This is a genomic window from Rhizobium sp. 1399 (genome assembly GCF_031455475.1).
Classification (GTDB): Bacteria; Pseudomonadota; Alphaproteobacteria; order Rhizobiales; family Rhizobiaceae; genus Rhizobium.
Window position 1 is genome coordinate 121,559 of record NZ_JAVDSU010000008.1, and the last position, 16,675, is coordinate 138,233.

The following is a 16,675-nucleotide window of genomic DNA, read 5'->3' on the forward strand; positions in this document are numbered from 1 at the left end:
TCGGCTGTTACAGCAGCCGATACCGAAATGCCCGGGCGACGGCTTGCATGCGGTTGACCGAATCCAGTTTGCGCATCGCGCTCTTCAGATATCCCACCACCGTATGCGATGAGAGATCGAGAATGATCGCTATTTCGTCGCTGCTCTTGCCTGCGGCCGACCAGCGCAGGCATTCGATCTCGCGCCGGGTGAGGCTTTCCGAGGGCCGGTCTTCCGGCTTCTCGTCGCCCGGCAGCGTGTCCAGAAGCTCCATACAGCCATAAAGCAGCGCCGTCGCTTCTTCGCGGGAGGGCATGGCACGCGCGCCCGAAAAGGCGAAGATGTATTGTTTCAGGTCAGCGTCGTGCAGCGCGAACGCGAACGTATGCTTCAGCCCGTGCATCTGAAACATCGTGTTCAGACGGCGGTTTTCCTGATTCGCTGCATTGCCACCAAAAGGCCCCTCTTCGCAGAAAATGGGCATGATCGTGCGCTTCATGACGGCGACCAGCTTGCTGCAATAGAAGAGGTCCGCCTCCTCGTAAAAGTTGACGAGGCTCTGCGGCCAGTTGCTGATCAGCTTGTTCTCGAGAAAGGCCGTCCGGTCCCCGCGCGGGAATACGGAAAACAGGTGGAATTCGAACCCGGCGGCCTTCGTCAGCTCGTCCAGGCGGCTTGCACCGTCGACAGCGGAAATGCCCGCAGAACTGGCCTTGAACGCAGAAAATGCGGCATCATCGGCGCAGTCGCGGACTGCGCGTTCACGTCTCTTCATTCTCTTATTCCTTCACGGGCCTGGCTTCGGCTCGGCCTCGCAACCGGCAGCGGCTTGGACGCGCCGGACATCAGGAAAGACAGCATCTGCCCCGCATCCGAAGGATACGAAGCATTCAAACGGCAATCTTTATTGATACTGCGGGAGCAACGGAGACGAAGTCTTTGCGCTCATACTTATGTTGCAGCGCTTATAAAATTATCCGGAAGAAATATGTAACATTTATTCCGCATGGCTCCCATGCAGCCGCATCAAATTGACGTAACGGCAGGGGCCAGCAAATCAGCCCTCCGGCGCGCGTCTAAAGTTATTATCAAAGTGTTACGATGCGTTTAGGCAATTTTTAAATGTGGCAAGTTAGAGTGGCGCCCGTGGTCTTGCGTTGTGTAGAGAGTCCAATGACCGAAATGATACGTCCCCGAGTGAAATATGTCATCGGCCCCGATGGCAGCCCCCTGACGATTGCGGATCTTCCGCCGCCGAACACGCGGCGCTGGGTCATCCGCCGGAAGGCAGAGGTTGTCGCGGCTGTTCGCGGTGGCCTGTTGAGCTTGGAAGAAGCCTGTGAGCGTTACACGCTTACTGTCGAAGAATTCCTTTCCTGGCAGTCCTCCATCAACAGCCATGGTCTCGCCGGCCTGCGCACTACGCGCATCCAGCAGTACCGCCACTGATTCCATTCGATTTGATTATTTCGGGCCGGACGCATTTCCCTTGAGGGAATGAAGAAGGCCCGAAATCATTGCCGAGGCCGCGTAACACCAGAGGCCGGGTTGCGTAAACGCATTCGCAAGTCCCGTCGTCTTCGCTGCCGCAATCACGATCGCGACCAGCAGCACGTCCATCATGGACCACTTGGACAGATGCGGCACGACGTTGCGATAAAACAGGCTGCCGGTGCCGCCGGCAGCCACGGATTCAGCCGCGATCCCGATCATTTTCAAAACCGGCAATACGATCGAGACGAGCGCAACCAGTGCCGCAAGCGCCACGTCACCTCCATTCCAGAGCGAAGCCACGATTTCCAGCAGTGACGGCGTCTCGTCGAAGAACCAGAGCTTCTCGAAGCGGATGAGCGGCAACACGAGGCCAAGCGCCAGTAGAAACGGCGCCGTCACCAATAGAACGGGCCGGACCGCCGAAAGCCTGTTCAATTTTCCGCCTCCCCTTTGAACACACTGTCTCCTGCCGCTACGGCTTGGCATGCCGATGCCGCCATGTCACGCTCGCGATCACATAATTCGTCAGGAGACAGGCATGGATATCAGGATTGAAGAAAACACCTCCGGCGGCCGCTATGTTGCGACGCTGGAAGGCCATGAAGCGGAAATGACCTATTCCCGCACATCACCGAAACTCATCATCATCGATCATACCGGCGTGCCGGACGCTTTGCGCGGCAAGGGCGTCGGCCAGGCACTCGCCCTTCATGCGGTCGAGGCAGCCCGCGAGGGCGGCTGGAAGATCATCCCGCTCTGCCCCTTCTTTAAATCACAGGCGCAGCGCCATCCGGAATGGAACGACGTGGTAAACTGAACATCCACCATACGAAAGAAACACCAAAAGCCATGCATGACGGACACCGCGCCCGTCATGCATGGCTTCTGTGGTTATCCCCCAAGGCGCCGTGACCGGCGCCTGCAACATTCGTCAGGCCCGGACGCGAACCGCGCCATCACGCTCTTCGAGCGCCGTTGCCCTGGCATATTCCGCCTGCATTTCCTCAAGCGCCAATTCCAGCGCCTCCTCCTGAACCTTCAGTTCCTTGATCGAGACCTGAAGATTGTCGGCGCGCTGACGTGCGGCCTTGGCGAAGGTCGGATATGCAAAGTGATTCGGGTCGGAAATACCGGACTTCTTTTCCTCGACGACGATCTGGCTCTCCAGATCCTTCGTCATCCGTTCAAATTCGGACATCATCATCTGCAACTGCTGCAGCTGACGACGTTTTTCGTTAACCTGAAACTCTTTCAGGCGAACGAGGCTCTCTCGCGACTTCATACGCATTACTCCCGTGATGCGAGACCCCGGCTCAACTTGAAACCGCCCTTGCGCGCCGCTTTGACACGGTTTGCTAAAAAATTTCCTGCGATATTAACAAAAACCTACCGCTGGTAACCTTTCGTTTACGGGCATCGTTAATGATAGGCCCGATGATTTAAGGCTCGGTAAACACCAGGACAGGAAAGCCGAACCTTTTCATTAGCGAGTCGGATGAATCACTTAGCGCATATTCTTAATGTTGAAGTTGAGAATTGCGTTTCGAGATTCCCATTGGAAAACAGGGAAATGGAAAAATTATTTAATAAATTCGATACTCCTTGCCAGAGTGAATTAGAATTTGTTAACCATTTCGTGGCAGCTTCCAAATCACGTAGCTTATTCGGTATCGCGTAGGGGGCCATGCCACCTTTCGGCGGCGGTAAAGGGGATAATTATGCGGGTACTTCTCATCGAGGATGACAGCGCTACGGCGCAGAGCATCGAACTGATGCTCAAATCTGAGAGTTTTAATGTTTATACGACAGATCTCGGCGAAGAAGGCGTGGATCTGGGCAAGTTGTATGATTACGATATCATCCTTCTCGATCTGAACCTTCCCGACATGTCCGGATACGAAGTGCTGCGCACTCTCCGCCTGTCGAAGGTCAAGACGCCGATCCTCATCCTCTCGGGCATGGCCGGCATCGAAGACAAGGTTCGTGGTCTCGGCTTCGGCGCCGACGACTACATGACCAAGCCGTTCCACAAGGACGAGCTCGTCGCCCGTATCCACGCCATCGTCCGCCGGTCCAAGGGTCATGCCCAGTCTGTCATCATCACGGGCGAGCTTATCGTCAACCTCGACGCCAAGACCGTCGAAGTCGGCGGCCAGCGCGTCCACCTGACGGGCAAGGAATATCAGATGCTGGAGCTTCTTTCGCTCCGCAAGGGCACCACGCTCACCAAGGAAATGTTCCTTAACCACCTCTATGGCGGCATGGACGAGCCGGAACTGAAGATCATCGACGTCTTCATCTGCAAGCTGCGCAAGAAGCTCGCAAATGCTGCCGGCGGCGCCAATTACATCGAAACCGTCTGGGGCCGCGGCTATGTGCTGCGCGAGCCCGATGGTGCCGAATACGCCGAAACCGCCTGATCCGCCGAATCCCCTTACCAAATGAAAAGTCCCGCCTCTCCGGCGGGACTTTTATTTTGTCGGCAATGTGCGGAAATGAAAAAGCCGCCCAAAAGGACGGCCCCCGTTAACGATTTGTGCGACCTATTCAGGCAGCGATTGCGCGATTTCCGAACACGGCGGTAAGGATTTTGCGGTCGAACGGCTTGAGCAGGAAGTCGGTTGCCCCTGCCCGCTTGCCGGCCATCAGCTTCTTCAGATCGGCCTCGATGACGCAATAGTAGATCTTGACCTCTTTGCCGCCGTCCATGGCGCGGATATTGGCAATGAGATCGAGCGCGCCTTCCATGCCCGAATCGACGATCAGATATTCGGGAAGCTCAGCCTGGCAGCGCTGCAACGCCTCCTCGGCATTCGAAGCTTCGCTGACCAGAAAATCGAGCTCTGAAAGGATTCGCTTGCCGACCTTGCGAACGATGTCCGAACTATCGGTGATCATGAATCTTTGCATGGCAGCTCCTTACCCCTCGCGCTGTCTCCGTCGAGGGTCTTCCTAACCTTCGAGGATAGGTTGATCAGGCTAAGGAATCGTTACTGCACTCGCTTCGATCAGCAATCCGTGAATTACGCTGCGGCTACTTTGGCAGTGAAGACGATCTCTTCGGCGCTGGCTGAATAATCCAGAACCATGCCGCATTCTTCCGCTAGCAGCACAGTGTAATAAGGCTGGATCGAATGCGCATCGATCGCTTCCTCGGCGGTGCCGGTAGCGATTTCGACGAATTTCGGCGGCAAGCGCATCAGCTTGCCCCTGGCGACGAGCTTGAAACTGGCATCGAATTCCGGATTTTCCAGCGTAATATCCAGATTGCCGCCACGCGGAATGGAAGAATATGCGACGAGGAAGAGGTTAAGGAGAAGCTTGACCCTGTTCTTGGCGACGATCGCGCGTGGGCCGCTCCAGCTGACCTCGGTCTTCTTCTCTGCCACGGCAAAGTCCTTGGCTGCACGTTCGGCCTCGCCGGTATCGATCGAGGCGCCGACGGAACCGGATGCACCGAAGGCAAGGCGTGCGAATTTGAGACGGACCGAGGCATTGAGCGCACTGGTGCGGATGAGATCCATCGCGTCCGAATCCGCTCCGCCTTCGTCCAGAAGCTCCAGACCGTTATTGATCGCGCCGACGGGCGAGATCACGTCATGGCACACACGACTGCAAAGAAGTGCTGCCAGGTCCGGGCCGGACAAAGTGAGATTCGGGTTCTTGGACATCATCGTCTCCTGAGGGCGGCAGTGTCATTCCACCCGGTAGTGTGCCTGATCAAAATTGCGCGAAGTTTGCGACCGTACTCGCCGCCATAATGACACCATATTTGGTAAACCGATTGTTAAGACGATCGGAGCAAAATGCATCAAATGCCAATGCCCCCCGACAATGACGAATGGATGACATCATGCGCCTCCAATTTCTCGGAAGATTTATCGGCTTCTGCAAGTTGCTGACCGCTATCATGATCTCGTCGGTGATGATTACCGGACAGGCCGCAGCGCAGCAGAACAACGGCCAGTACACAGTGCAGGAAATCGTAGATGCCGGTCATTCCTTCTTCGGCGAGACCAGCGGCGGCCTTGCCAAAGTCGTTGAAAGCGCCTTCCAGAAATACGGCCTGCCGAACGGCTACATCCTCGGCCAGGAGGGCGGCGGCGCCTTCATCGCTGGCCTCACCTACGGCGAAGGCCAGCTAAATACCAAGAATGCCGGCGAGCATCCGCTTTACTGGCAGGGTCCATCTCTTGGCCTCGATTACGGTGGCCAGGGCTCCCGCGTCATGATGTTGGTCTACGACCTGCCGTCCATCGACTCCATCTATGCTCGCTTCGGCGGCGTCAGCGGCTCAGCCTATGTCATTGCCGGCTTCGGCATGACGCTTCTCAAGAACAACAATGTTCTGGTTGTGCCGATCCGCACTGGTGTCGGCGCCCGCCTCGGCATCAATGTCGGCTATCTGAAGGTCACCCCGAACCCGACCTGGAACCCCTTCTGAAAAACCAAAATCACCGCTAATATCCTTGGGAATATGGTCTTGCCGGTGCCCGCAGCCTTGTCGCTGCGCGCGCTGCGTGCTTAATCAGGCGGACTGACCCGTATCAACCTTCGAATCGATGGCCGCGCCGTGATCGAATACGCTCTTTTGTTCGGATTGGGCTTCCTGACCGCGGCCTTTCTCGTCTTTCTGGTTTCGCCCGCGGTCCACCGCCGCATCGTCTGGTATACCGAAAACCGCCTGAAGGCGACGATGCCGCTGAGCCCGCAGGAAGTACGGGCACAGAAAGACATGGTGCGCGCGCTCTACGCTGCTGAAAATGCCCGCACCGCACAGGACCTGCACCGCGAACGCGAAAAGTCGCTCTCCCTCCAGCTGCGCCACGACGCACTCGCCGTCGATGCCGGCAGGCTGGCCTCTGAAGTCAATGAGGCGCGCGCGCAGATCGGCGAAATGCAGGTAGAGGCTGCCGAGCAGCGCTCCCACCTGCGCAGGGACGAAAACTATATCAGCCAGTTGAAGACGAGCCTGCATATTGCCGAGCAGGCTGGCTCCAACAAGGATAGCGAGCTGGAAACGCTGCGGGCGCGGCTTTCCAAGATCACCGAACAGGCCAACAACCTCAAGATCGACCTTGCTGCGCGTGAGACTGAAGCCGAGAATCTGAAGTTCCGCACCAATGCCCTGCGCGACGAACGCGATACGATGCGCCAGGACGTGACCGTGCTGCAGAAGCGCGCCAAGGATGCCGAACAGAAGCTCAGCCAGCAGCAGCACATGGTCATTCGCCTGGAAGACAAGGCCGCCCGTGAGGCCGCCTCTGCTGCGGACAAGGAAGCCCTGCTCGGCCGCCGGCAACAGGAAATCGCCAAGCTGAAGGATCAGTTGAAGGCTGCCAATGCCGAACTCCGTAAGGTCGCCAAGGTGCTGCGTGATGCCGGCCTCTCCAAGGCCATTGCCGATCTGCCCGCCGAAGCGACCAGCGAAGCAGAGGCCTCTGAACTCGATCTCGCTGCCATCACAGCGCAGATGAGCGACAATGTGCGCCGGCGCAGCGCAGCACTTGCCGACCACCTTCAGAAGGCAAGAAACAATACCGGCCGTGATGGCGCGCTTCGCGAGGAAATCACCTCGATCGCCGCCAACATGGTAGCGCTCACTGCGCTCAAGGAAGGCCCGTCCTCTCCGATCCTGTCCCTGCTGCCCGATGGCGGGGAGAAGAAGGGCGCAAACGACCGCGTAAACCTCGCCGACCGCGCAGCCGTAATCATCGCCGATCCGCAGCGCTGAACCCCGTCAGATCCGCGCCATCGCCGCAGATATGGCAAAGAGCGCAATACCCGTCGCCGTGGCCACGTTGAGACTGTCCAGTCCTTCAGACTGCGGAATGCGCGCACTGCGGAAACGGGAAAGCACCGCTTCCGGCAGTCCCTCGCCCTCAGTGCCGACGACGAGCGCCATGCGACTGGAAGCCGGTATCTGCCGGATATCCGTCTCGCCGCGTGGCGAAAGCGTCCAGATTGAAAAGCCGCGCTCGGCAAGGCTCGAAAGAAGAGCGAGCGCATCGCCACCGCGATGATAGGGCATGCTCAGGACCGAGCCGACCGAAACGCGCAGTGCCTTGCGGTAGAGCGGGTCGCAGCAGGTCTCATCAAGGAGGATCGCATCCGCCTTAAAGGCAGCGGCATTGCGGAACATCGACCCGGCATTGTCGTGATTGGAAATGCCACAGCCGACGAGGACCAACGCCTGCTCGGCTAGCGTATCGAGAAGCATGGTTTCCGTCGCCTGCTCGCGGCGACCGAGCGCAAGCACGCCGCGATGCATGTTGAAGCCGACGATACCGTCAAGAACATCGGCGTCGGCCACATAGACGGGTACGTCGTTCGGAAAGGTGTCGAGGATCTCCGCCACGCCGTCGAGCCGATTGCGGAGCAGCAAGATCTTTTCGGCTGAAAATCCTCTACCCGCCGCATGCGCATCGGCGAGCATGCGCAGCACGACGGTACCCTCGGCGATGAAGCGGTTCTGCCGGCCCGTCAGGTCGCGCTCGCGGATATCGCGAAACTCCGCGATCCGCAGATCGTCCGGGGTTTCGATCGTGAGGGGCTGTCCGGCCATGCCGGCCTCAATTGCCTGACAGCGTGATGTCAGCCACGATGCGGCCCGCTTTGATATCGAAGACAAGGGCCTTGCGCTTGCCGTCGACCGCCGTGCCGTAAAACAGGATCTGTCCGCCTGAAAGCGATGTCTGCTCGATCTTGAAGCCGAGCGGCAGCGAGGCTGTCGAATTCATCGGCGAGTCGGAGGGAACACCGGAAGAGCCTGCGGACGCCGTGGTCTGCGAGGGCTCCGTACGCGTCACCTTGTAGACAACAGCGCCGAAGACCGCCATAAGGCTCACGAACATGATGGCGCCCGAGACGATCTGCAGGCGAACCATCTTGCGCCGGACACTTTCCATAGCCGGATCAAGGGGCTTTTCTTCCTGCTCATCGTCGGCTGGCTCGAATTTCGTCATCTATGGCGTCCCGTTCTAAAAATACGTCGGAGAAGAAGCGTCTTGAGCGACCCCTTTAAACAAGCAGATGACAATAGAAAAGTCCTGACCGCCGATGAGGCAGCCGAAGGCCGCCTCGACGCCTGGCTGACCGCGCAGGTCGGTGAGGAATTTTCCCGCAGCCGCATCAAGGCGCTGATCAAGGACGGGCAGGTCTTTTTGAAGGGCGCGCCGATTACCGATCCCCAAAAGAAGGTGCGAGCCGGCGACAGCTACGAGATCATCCTGCCCGAGCCCGAAGACCCGGCCCCGAAGGGCGAGGATATTCCGCTCGATATCCTCTACGAGGATGAAGATGTCATCGTCATTTCCAAGCCGGCTGGCCTCGTCGTCCATCCCGGCGCCGGCAACTGGATCGGTACGCTCGTCAACGCGCTGATCTACCATTGCGGCGATACCCTCTCCGGCATTGGCGGCGTGCGCCGCCCCGGCATCGTTCACCGCCTCGACAAGGATACGACCGGCGTCATGGTCGTCGCCAAGAACGATATGGCGCATCGCCATCTCTCGCTGCAGTTCGCCGATCACGGCCGCACCATGCCGCTGGAACGTGCCTATCGGGCGATCGTCTGGGGCCGTCCGCGCTCGCTCTCAGGAACGATCGACGCGCCGCTCGGCCGTGCCACCGGCGACCGGACCCGCCGCGCCGTCAAGCGCCCCGAAAACGAGAGTGCCGACGAGGCGATCACCCACTACGAAGTGCTCGAGCGCTTCCATGAAAGTCCGGATGCGAGCGCGCTTGCCTCGCTCGTCGAATGCCACCTGGAAACCGGCCGCACGCACCAGATCCGCGTCCACATGGCCCATATCGGCCATCCGCTGCTGGGTGACGCCGTCTACGGCGCCGGCTTCAAGACCAAGGCCAATCTTCTGCCCGACGGGGCCCGCAAGGTCGTCAAGGCTTTCGACCGCCAGGCGCTGCATGCCTACATGCTGCAATTCGAGCATCCGCGCACCGGCGAAGTGATGCATTTCGAAGTGCCGCTACCAGGCGATATGGTGGAACTCGCCGACGCCCTGCGGGGATGAGAAACGGCCGCTGCTATTTCTTGGAGCCGGCACCCAGGACCCGATGCGTCGCATTGTCGAGAGCGTGGCTGGTGTCGCGCCCGTCCTGCGCCAATCCCCTGGCGGTGTTCCCGCAGGATGAAAGAGCGGCGGAAAGCGAAAGCAGCAGGATGGCGGCAAGGGCTGGTCTGATCATCTGGTTCCCCTCATAAAAGCGGCTGGGCAAGAGTGCCACCGCCACTGGAAAAATGCGGCAGCTCTCGGTAAAATCAATGCCTCTGGTTGGCTCTGGCAAAGGCCGGATAACGCCCTCGTGAACGCCAAGGCGACCTTGAATCCCTGTTTCGCCATACTTATTTGTAAATAGACTTATTGCGGGCTTGGAGAGAGCCGCATGTCCCGGTTTGCCTTTAACGCGAGGGCGCGTTCCATCGGGAACCGGAATCCATATAAGGAGGGTGCATCATGGCCCGAAATAACTTGCCGTCCATTACCGCCGGCGAAGCCGGTCTCAATCGTTACTTGGACGAAATCCGTAAATTCCCGATGCTGGAGCCGCAGGAAGAGTACATGCTCGCCAAGCGTTACTCCGAGCACGGCGATCGTGACGCCGCCCACAGGCTCGTCACCAGCCACCTTCGCCTCGTCGCGAAGATCGCCATGGGCTATCGCGGCTACGGCCTGCCGATCGGCGAAGTCGTATCCGAAGGTAACGTCGGTCTCATGCAGGCCGTCAAGAAATTCGATCCGGAACGCGGTTTCCGCCTTGCCACATACGCCATGTGGTGGATCAAGGCCTCGATCCAGGAATATATCCTGCGTTCGTGGTCTCTGGTGAAGATGGGCACGACTGCCAATCAGAAGCGCCTGTTCTTCAACCTGCGTCGCCTGAAGGGCCGTATCCAGGCCATCGATGACGGCGACCTGAAGCCCGAGCATGTGACCGAAATCGCTACCAAGCTGAACGTTTCTGAGGAAGAGGTCGTTTCGATGAACCGCCGCCTTTCCGGCGACGCATCGCTGAACGCGCCCATCAAGGCCTCTGAAGGCGACAGCGGCCAGTGGCAGGATTGGCTCGTGGACGACCACGACAGCCAGGAAGACGTGCTGATCGAGCAGGATGAGCTCGATACCCGTCGCCGTATGTTGTCGAAGGCCATGAGCGTGCTGAACGACCGCGAACGCCGCATCTTCGAGGCTCGCCGCCTTGCTGAAGATCCGGTAACGCTGGAAGATCTTTCGGCCGAGTTCGATATCAGCCGCGAGCGTGTCCGCCAGATCGAAGTCCGCGCCTTTGAAAAGGTGCAGGATGCGGTCCGCAAGGAAGCGCTGGAGCGTGCCAAGGCCGTGCGTGTGGTCGAAGCCACCGCATAAGCTGGTCGTCATCTGAAATCAAAAAAGGCGGGTCCCTGCGGCCCGCCTTTTATTTTGCGTGATTTCCGAGGCTCCGCGACGCCGGCCTTACTGGCTGGTCGAGAGATCTCCGAGCGCTGTCCATTCCTTGATCGCCGTGTTGAAGGCATTCCCGCCTGTGGCGCCCTTCTGCATGGTCAGCAGCGCACGGCGGCCGTTGCGATAGGTGACCGGAATGTCGATCCAGTCGCGCGTGGCAAGCAGGTCCAGATTGGCCTTGCGCGCATCCGGATAGTCGTTGAGCGCGATCATGTGAAAATCGTCGGTAATTTTGGCCGGCACCGCAATCAGCGGATCGCCGCGATCCTGCTCCGTACGTTTCATCGAGATGCGCTGGACGCTATCGATGCTGCCGCCTTCGAAATTCGGCGGAACGGAGAAGACGATCTCGACCAGATGGCTTGCCGGCAGCGACGGGTCGGAATTGCGCTTGAAGGTTACAAGCGCCGAAAGATTGCGCTCCGGAACGGTGACATTGCCCTGCACGGTGGCTTCCTGGCGGCCGTCCTGTCCGGCTTCATGCTGAACGGTCCAGACGACCGACCCCTCGATTGCCGTCGGCGAGCTTTCGCCGATCCGCTCCTCATAGAGGAACATCTTTTCGGTGGCGCCGATAGGTGTGTTCTGCGCCGCAGGTGCTGCGGCAGGGCCGTTCGGCGTCAGGTTTTCAGCAGGCGCAGCATCGGACTGGACACTCGGCGTGCTGGTATCGGCTGCAGCAACGTTCTGCGCGGCAACCGACTTGCCTTCCGCCGTCGGCGTTCCCGGCACTGCTGCAGGGCCGCTATCGACTTCGGTGCCATCGGCGAGCAGCCGCTGGGTAAACTTGGTATTGGCAGCCGAACCGTCCAGCGAGGCAACTTCCTGGTTGGGTCGCGCCGGCGGCGTGGTAGCACTTTGATCTGCCGGCTGGGCCGTGGCCGGCGTACTGTTTTGCTGCACCGGAGGCGTTGTGGCTGGCGTCGTCACAGTCTCGTCGCGCGCAGCCTGTGACGGCGCTGAGCTGACGAGACCATCGACCATTTCCATCACCGCTTCGCGGTTCATCCAGCCCGCGTAGGCGGCGCCACCGAGAATGCCGAGCGTAACGAGAATCGCCAGAATGGTGCCGATGCCGAAGCGTCGGCGCTTCGGTTCCATGCGGAAACTCTTGCCCTGCATCTTCGAGGCAACGATCTGGTCCAGATCCATCGGCGGATTGCTGTCGTCGTCATCGGTCGCAGCGTTGCGGCGGTCATAACCACGCAGCGTCCGCGCCTCACGCCAGCCTTCGCTTGGCGCTGCGGCCGGTGCGGGAGCTGCAGAGCCGGAACCGTTGCCAGCATGCACTTCCGCAAAGATATCGACGTCGTCGAAATGCGCGGAAGCTGGTGTCTTCTTGTCCGTACCAGCCTCGATCGGCGGCAGATCGTCGAAAGCGGCAGCTTCCCAGGAGAAATTTTCCTTGGCAGCCGGCATGACGGCCGGCGAAGCGCTGTTTCTGAGCGTTGAAACCTCATTGAGAGCGCGTGCCGAAGCATCGGCGGGAACGGCGGGCGTTGCCTCAGCATAGGAATGGAGTTCTTCGCGCGCCCATTCGGTCTCAGCTTCCTGCGCTACAGGAGCCAGTGTTTCGGCAGCCGGCTCGGACCACATGCGATCGAAATGCGCTGCCGCATCCATTGCAATAGGTTCTTCGCGCGTGTGCTCGATGAAGTCGCTGGTTTGCGGCTGCGATTGGGGTTCGAAATCGGCCATCGGCTCGACGAGCCGGTTGGACGCACGGTCAAGGCCGCGTGGAGCCGGCTGATGAGCCTCTTCGCGCTGAAGCTCTTCTTCCACCTCATGGGCGGTTTCGGCTACCGGCTCTGCAGCGACCTCTTCCGGCCGCGGTTCTTCCGGATAATATTCCTCTACCGGCTCATGAGGGCTCTCGGGCTCGGCGTGAACCTCTGCCTGCTCCGGCGCGCGCCATTCGTCTGCAGGCGCTTCTTCCTCATGAGGCGGATGCCATTCGGCGTGCTCGGGCACCACCTCTTCGGCGGCAGCCGCCGCCTGAACGACCTCCTCTGGCTCAGCAGGCTGCTCGTAGGCGGGATGTTCTACGTCCTCCTGCTGCTCATGGCTTTCGGAGACGGGTTCCTCAGCAGCAGGGGCCGTCTCCGTGACAGGCTCATGTTCGAGCGCGGGCTCCTCATGGACCTCAGGCTCCGGAGCGGCGGCGACCGGTTCCTCGACAGGCACGGCTTCCGAGTGTTCGCCCTCGACTTCGCGGATTGCGGCCTCGAGCTTTTCGAGCTGGCGTTGCAGCATGGCTTCCGGCGGACGCGGCTTCATGTTCTCGAGCTGCCGCTGCACTGCGCCGCGCGCACGCTCGTAGACCTTCACCCGCATCTCGGGCGTATTTTCAGACAGGCCGTCGACTGCCCGCCGAATAACTGCAATAAAATCCGCCATCAGTACTTTCTCAAGAAGTCCGGCACACTCCCGAACACTCGCCCTAGGTGACCCGCGACATTAATCCTCAAACGGATCAGTCACAAGTATGGTGTCGTCACGCTCAGGGCTTGTCGAGAGAAGCGCGACAGGCGCGCCGATCAGCTCTTCGACCTGGCGAACATATTTGATCGCCTGCGCCGGCAGATCCGCCCAGCTGCGGGCGCCAACCGTCGATTCCTTCCAGCCTTCCAGCGTGACGTAGATCGGCTCGACCCGAGCCTGTGCCGCTTGGCTTGCCGGAAGATGATCGATCTGTTCGCCATCGAGATTGTAGCCGACGCAGATCTTCAGTTCGTCGAGACCATCGAGCACATCGAGCTTTGTCAGCGCAATGCCGCTAATGCCATTGGTGGCGACCGACTGGCGCACCAATGCAGCGTCAAACCAGCCGCAACGGCGCTTGCGCCCCGTCACCGTGCCGAACTCATGGCCCTTCTCGCCAAGGAACTGACCGATCTCGTCCGTCAATTCGGTCGGGAACGGACCTTCGCCGACTCGCGTCGTATAGGCCTTGGTGATGCCGAGGATGTAGCCGAGCGAACCCGGACCCATGCCCGAACCGGCAGCGGCCTGGCCGGCCACCGTGTTGGACGAGGTCACGAAGGGATAGGTGCCGTGATCGATATCGAGGAGGCTGCCCTGCGCACCTTCGAAGAGGATGCGGGCGCCCTTGCGGCGCTGCTTGTCGAGGAACAGCCAGACCGTATCGCGGAAAGGCAGCACACGATCGGCGATCGAGGTCAGTTCATCCATGATTGTCTGGTGGCTGACTTCGGCAACGCCGAGGCCGCGGCGAAGCGCGTTATGGTGGGTCAGGATGCGATCGACCTTGCCCGGCAAGGCTTCGAGGTCCGCGAGATCCATGACGCGGATGGCACGACGGCCGACCTTGTCTTCATAGGCCGGGCCGATGCCGCGCCGCGTCGTGCCGATCTTGGTGCCGCTGTTGGAGGCTGCATCTTCGCGGTAGGCATCGAGCTCGCGGTGCAGGGAAAGGATGAGGGTCGCGTTGTCGGCGATGCGCAGGTTCTCAGGCGTCACCTTCACGCCCTGCGCTTCCAGCCGGCCGATCTCGGCGATCAACGCATGCGGATCAACGACGACACCGTTACCGATGACGGCCATCTTGCCGGGGCGTACGACGCCGGAAGGCAGCAGCGAGAGCTTGTAGCTCGTACCGTCGATGACGAGCGTATGGCCGGCATTGTGTCCGCCCTGATAGCGCACAACGATGTCAGCACGTTCCGAAAGCCAATCGACAATCTTGCCCTTGCCTTCGTCGCCCCACTGCGAACCGACCACGACCACGTTCGTCATCAAACTCTTCCTGTTACCGGCGGAGAACCGCACACCTGCTCAAACCCGCGCATCTATAAAGCTTTGTTTTTGGGAAAGCGACCCTGTTGTCACAGCAGATTCGGCTTTTTACGTGACAAATCAGCCGCCGGCAGGCTAAGCCCCGTCATAAAAAGCCTGCCAGAGACGACAAAGACGGGAAGATCCCCTTGCAAGCTACGGCCTATATCTGCCTCGTCATTGCAACTCTCTGCTGGGGCGGCAATGCCGTGGCAGGCAAGCTGGCGCTCGGCCATGTCAGCCCGATGATGCTGACCTTCCTTCGCTGGTTCCTGGCTGTCGTGCTGATCGCCGCCGTCTCGCTGCCACAGTTGAAGAAGGACTGGCCGGTGGTGCGCAAGAACCTGCCCCTCCTCTTCTTCTATGGCGTGATCGGCTACACGACCTTCAATGCCATGCTCTATTCGGCCGTGCAGTACACGACGGCAATCAATGTCGCGATCGAGCAAGCCGGCATTCCCATGCTGATCTTCCTGTTGAATTTCGTCTTTTTCCGCACCGGCGTTTCGCTGGCCCAGGTCGTCGGCTTCGGCATGACGCTTGTCGGCGTCGCACTGACGGCTGCCCATGGCGATCTTGCAACCCTGCTGCAGCTCAGCCTGAACCGCGGAGATGGATTGATGCTGATCGCTGTCGCCGCCTATGCCGTCTATACGATCTTCCTGCGCTGGAAGCCCGTCGTCGACTGGCGCACGCTGATGGCGATTCCCGCGCTCGGCGCGGCGCTGACTGCCCTGCCACTGCTTCTATGGGAAGCCTCCCGCGGTGCGGCCCAATGGCCTGATGACAAAGGCTGGGCGATTGCCTTCTATACGGCAATCTTCGCCTCGCTGCTGGCGCAGATACTCTATATCAGGGGCGTCGAGGAAATCGGCGCCAATCGCGCCGGCCTGTTCATCAATCTCGTCCCGGTTTTCGGCACGCTGCTTTCTGTCGCCCTGCTCGGCGAAACGCTGCAGCTTTTCCACATGATTGCGCTGGTGCTGACGCTCGGCGGCATCGCTATCGCCGAAAAGGGCCGGCCAAAAACGGCTGCGCCCACCGTGCCCGCTTCACCGGTCGACTAACCAAGCTCCAGCGTCGTCACACCATAGACGTTCTTCAGCGGGATTTCCGGCGCCGGACCGCGATACATGCGCGCGGTTTCCATGACTGGCTCGAGCCCTACGCTTTCTGCAAGTGCAATAGCCTCGGCATTGGCCGAGGGGATATCGATATAGATCGACGCGCCATGCGCCTGAGGAATGAGGCCGGCCAGAAGAGCGGCGGCGCTATCTGCGTCGCCAGCAAAAAGCGGGCCGATCTTGTAGCCCTCATAACAGCGGCGGATCGTACCGTAACCGCGGATCTTGCCGCTCTTGCGCACGACGACCGAGCTGCGCCCCTTGCGGCCCGTGCACCAGGCGGCAAGGAAGGCCGCGCGTGGCTGCGGAAAAATACCGCTGTCATAGCGAAGCAGGCCTTCGAGCCTCGCATCCGGGACCGGCTGCGCGACGAGTGACGACTGCGGCACCGATGTCGGCACGCCGCCATAGCGGATCGTGTTATAGGCGACCTCGAAACCGGCCTTGCGGTAGGCTGCCTGCTGAGCCGCAACCCCATCGAGGCCGATCGTGCGGTCTCCCGCCGAAGCGATGCCGGCGTTCCAGATCGCCTTGCCGAAGCCCCGGCCACGGAAATCGGGATGCACGATGTAAAGACCGAGAAAGGCAAAATTGTCGCCATACTTGACGACCGAGATAGAACCGACCGGCACCTCACCGATGGCGCCGACGAAAAATCCGGAAGGATCAGCTTCGTGGAATGCGATCGCGTCGTCGAGGCCGGGATTCCAGCCCTCCTGACGTGCCCATTCCAGCGCAAGCTCCAGTTCGCCGGGCCGCATGGAACGAACGGCAAATTCCGAATTCATGCAACCTTCCCAGATTGAAACCCGCAAGTCC

At 60.0% G+C, this 16,675-nt stretch carries 19 protein-coding genes; 8 read left to right on the plus strand and 11 right to left on the minus strand.

The features are described from left to right. Positions 1–7: 7 nt before the first annotated feature. Entirely contained in the window at positions 8–754 is a 747-nt protein-coding gene (locus tag J2X71_RS23855; RefSeq protein ID WP_310385684.1) for a LuxR C-terminal-related transcriptional regulator, read from the minus strand. Between the two features lie 398 nt (positions 755–1,152). Here J2X71_RS23855 and J2X71_RS23860 point away from each other — a divergent pair, with 398 nt between their 5' ends. Further along, positions 1,153–1,428: a DUF1153 domain-containing protein gene (locus tag J2X71_RS23860; protein ID WP_007533628.1), complete on the plus strand. Its 276-nt coding sequence runs from the start codon at positions 1,153–1,155 to the stop codon at positions 1,426–1,428. A gap of 15 nt (positions 1,429–1,443) precedes the next feature. Here J2X71_RS23860 and J2X71_RS23865 read toward each other — a convergent pair whose 3' ends face one another. Then, positions 1,444–1,959 (minus strand): paraquat-inducible protein A, encoded by a 516-nt coding sequence (locus J2X71_RS23865; RefSeq protein WP_310385849.1) that lies wholly within the window; start codon positions 1,957–1,959, stop codon positions 1,444–1,446. A gap of 52 nt (positions 1,960–2,011) precedes the next feature. Here J2X71_RS23865 and J2X71_RS23870 point away from each other — a divergent pair, with 52 nt between their 5' ends. Continuing rightward, a complete protein-coding gene (locus J2X71_RS23870; protein ID WP_113321626.1) occupies positions 2,012–2,290 on the plus strand; it encodes a GNAT family N-acetyltransferase in 279 nt (92 codons plus the stop codon). Between the two features lie 114 nt (positions 2,291–2,404). Here J2X71_RS23870 and J2X71_RS23875 read toward each other — a convergent pair whose 3' ends face one another. Beyond that, a complete protein-coding gene (locus J2X71_RS23875) occupies positions 2,405–2,755 on the minus strand; it encodes a hypothetical protein (RefSeq protein ID WP_007815190.1) in 351 nt (116 codons plus the stop codon). 436 nt (positions 2,756–3,191) lie between these two features. Here J2X71_RS23875 and ctrA point away from each other — a divergent pair, with 436 nt between their 5' ends. Continuing rightward, positions 3,192–3,893, plus strand: a complete 702-nt coding sequence (gene ctrA, locus J2X71_RS23880) for a response regulator transcription factor CtrA (protein WP_007815188.1) — start codon at positions 3,192–3,194, stop codon at positions 3,891–3,893. 127 nt (positions 3,894–4,020) lie between these two features. Here the strand turns inward: ctrA and J2X71_RS23885 are convergent, their stop codons facing one another. Beyond that, the gene (locus J2X71_RS23885) at positions 4,021–4,383 is read right to left on the minus strand and encodes a response regulator (RefSeq protein ID WP_037104520.1); all 363 of its coding nucleotides are present in this window, start codon (positions 4,381–4,383) and stop codon (positions 4,021–4,023) included. A 113-nt stretch (positions 4,384–4,496) separates the two neighbouring features. Next, complete coding sequence (gene chpT / locus J2X71_RS23890) at positions 4,497–5,144, minus strand: histidine phosphotransferase ChpT (protein WP_113321625.1); 648 nt, start codon at positions 5,142–5,144, stop codon at positions 4,497–4,499. 182 nt (positions 5,145–5,326) lie between these two features. Here chpT and J2X71_RS23895 point away from each other — a divergent pair, with 182 nt between their 5' ends. Together J2X71_RS23895 and J2X71_RS23900 are read left to right on the plus strand one after the other, a co-directional pair. Further along, positions 5,327–5,917 carry a DUF1134 domain-containing protein gene (locus tag J2X71_RS23895; protein ID WP_007815180.1) on the plus strand — a complete coding sequence of 197 codons (591 nt, stop codon included), beginning with the start codon at positions 5,327–5,329 and terminating at the stop codon, positions 5,915–5,917. 129 nt (positions 5,918–6,046) lie between these two features. Further along, positions 6,047–7,207: a hypothetical protein gene (locus J2X71_RS23900; RefSeq protein ID WP_310385858.1), complete on the plus strand. Its 1,161-nt coding sequence runs from the start codon at positions 6,047–6,049 to the stop codon at positions 7,205–7,207. A gap of 6 nt (positions 7,208–7,213) precedes the next feature. Here the strand turns inward: J2X71_RS23900 and J2X71_RS23905 are convergent, their stop codons facing one another. Further along, positions 7,214–8,038, minus strand: a complete 825-nt coding sequence (locus J2X71_RS23905) for an RNA methyltransferase (RefSeq protein WP_310385861.1) — start codon at positions 8,036–8,038, stop codon at positions 7,214–7,216. A gap of 7 nt (positions 8,039–8,045) precedes the next feature. Further along, on the minus strand, positions 8,046–8,438 hold the full coding sequence (locus tag J2X71_RS23910) for a hypothetical protein (protein WP_310385863.1): 393 nt from the start codon (positions 8,436–8,438) through the stop codon (positions 8,046–8,048). Between the two features lie 42 nt (positions 8,439–8,480). Here J2X71_RS23910 and J2X71_RS23915 point away from each other — a divergent pair, with 42 nt between their 5' ends. Beyond that, positions 8,481–9,506 carry an RluA family pseudouridine synthase gene (locus tag J2X71_RS23915; protein ID WP_310385865.1) on the plus strand — a complete coding sequence of 342 codons (1,026 nt, stop codon included), beginning with the start codon at positions 8,481–8,483 and terminating at the stop codon, positions 9,504–9,506. A 13-nt stretch (positions 9,507–9,519) separates the two neighbouring features. Here the strand turns inward: J2X71_RS23915 and J2X71_RS23920 are convergent, their stop codons facing one another. Then, positions 9,520–9,681: an entericidin gene (locus tag J2X71_RS23920; protein WP_113185412.1), complete on the minus strand. Its 162-nt coding sequence runs from the start codon at positions 9,679–9,681 to the stop codon at positions 9,520–9,522. A gap of 269 nt (positions 9,682–9,950) precedes the next feature. Between J2X71_RS23920 and rpoH the strand changes: the two genes are divergently transcribed. Beyond that, positions 9,951–10,859 (plus strand): RNA polymerase sigma factor RpoH, encoded by a 909-nt coding sequence (gene rpoH / locus J2X71_RS23925; RefSeq protein ID WP_037104500.1) that lies wholly within the window; start codon positions 9,951–9,953, stop codon positions 10,857–10,859. Positions 10,860–10,946: 87 nt separating this feature from the next. Here the strand turns inward: rpoH and J2X71_RS23930 are convergent, their stop codons facing one another. After that, a complete protein-coding gene (locus J2X71_RS23930; protein WP_310385868.1) occupies positions 10,947–13,334 on the minus strand; it encodes a hypothetical protein in 2,388 nt (795 codons plus the stop codon). A 60-nt stretch (positions 13,335–13,394) separates the two neighbouring features. Beyond that, positions 13,395–14,693, minus strand: a complete 1,299-nt coding sequence (locus tag J2X71_RS23935; RefSeq protein ID WP_113325387.1) for an adenylosuccinate synthase — start codon at positions 14,691–14,693, stop codon at positions 13,395–13,397. 188 nt (positions 14,694–14,881) lie between these two features. Between J2X71_RS23935 and J2X71_RS23940 the strand changes: the two genes are divergently transcribed. Then, positions 14,882–15,799 (plus strand): DMT family transporter, encoded by a 918-nt coding sequence (locus J2X71_RS23940; protein ID WP_310385870.1) that lies wholly within the window; start codon positions 14,882–14,884, stop codon positions 15,797–15,799. On the opposite strand, the gene J2X71_RS23945 is transcribed toward J2X71_RS23940, so the two are convergent. Continuing rightward, positions 15,796–16,644 carry a GNAT family N-acetyltransferase gene (locus J2X71_RS23945; protein WP_113325389.1) on the minus strand — a complete coding sequence of 283 codons (849 nt, stop codon included), beginning with the start codon at positions 16,642–16,644 and terminating at the stop codon, positions 15,796–15,798. The two genes, J2X71_RS23940 and J2X71_RS23945, sit on opposite strands and share 4 nt — an antisense overlap. Positions 16,645–16,675: the final 31 nt, after the last annotated feature.

Coding starts and splice junctions, on each gene's coding strand:
- J2X71_RS23905 (WP_310385861.1), bottom strand. CDS start 8,038: ATGGCCGGACAGCCCCTCACGATCGAAACCCCGGACGATCTGCGGATC.
- J2X71_RS23945 (WP_113325389.1), bottom strand. CDS start 16,644: ATGAATTCGGAATTTGCCGTTCGTTCCATGCGGCCCGGCGAACTGGAG.
- ctrA (WP_007815188.1), top strand. CDS start 3,192: ATGCGGGTACTTCTCATCGAGGATGACAGCGCTACGGCGCAGAGCATC.
- J2X71_RS23935 (WP_113325387.1), bottom strand. CDS start 14,693: ATGACGAACGTGGTCGTGGTCGGTTCGCAGTGGGGCGACGAAGGCAAG.
- J2X71_RS23910 (WP_310385863.1), bottom strand. CDS start 8,438: ATGACGAAATTCGAGCCAGCCGACGATGAGCAGGAAGAAAAGCCCCTT.
- J2X71_RS23855 (WP_310385684.1), bottom strand. CDS start 754: ATGAAGAGACGTGAACGCGCAGTCCGCGACTGCGCCGATGATGCCGCA.
- J2X71_RS23860 (WP_007533628.1), top strand. CDS start 1,153: ATGACCGAAATGATACGTCCCCGAGTGAAATATGTCATCGGCCCCGAT.
- J2X71_RS23930 (WP_310385868.1), bottom strand. CDS start 13,334: ATGGCGGATTTTATTGCAGTTATTCGGCGGGCAGTCGACGGCCTGTCT.
- J2X71_RS23865 (WP_310385849.1), bottom strand. CDS start 1,959: ATGCCAAGCCGTAGCGGCAGGAGACAGTGTGTTCAAAGGGGAGGCGGA.
- J2X71_RS23920 (WP_113185412.1), bottom strand. CDS start 9,681: ATGATCAGACCAGCCCTTGCCGCCATCCTGCTGCTTTCGCTTTCCGCC.
- J2X71_RS23875 (WP_007815190.1), bottom strand. CDS start 2,755: ATGAAGTCGCGAGAGAGCCTCGTTCGCCTGAAAGAGTTTCAGGTTAAC.
- chpT (WP_113321625.1), bottom strand. CDS start 5,144: ATGTCCAAGAACCCGAATCTCACTTTGTCCGGCCCGGACCTGGCAGCA.
- J2X71_RS23870 (WP_113321626.1), top strand. CDS start 2,012: ATGGATATCAGGATTGAAGAAAACACCTCCGGCGGCCGCTATGTTGCG.
- J2X71_RS23895 (WP_007815180.1), top strand. CDS start 5,327: ATGCGCCTCCAATTTCTCGGAAGATTTATCGGCTTCTGCAAGTTGCTG.
- J2X71_RS23885 (WP_037104520.1), bottom strand. CDS start 4,383: ATGCAAAGATTCATGATCACCGATAGTTCGGACATCGTTCGCAAGGTC.
- rpoH (WP_037104500.1), top strand. CDS start 9,951: ATGGCCCGAAATAACTTGCCGTCCATTACCGCCGGCGAAGCCGGTCTC.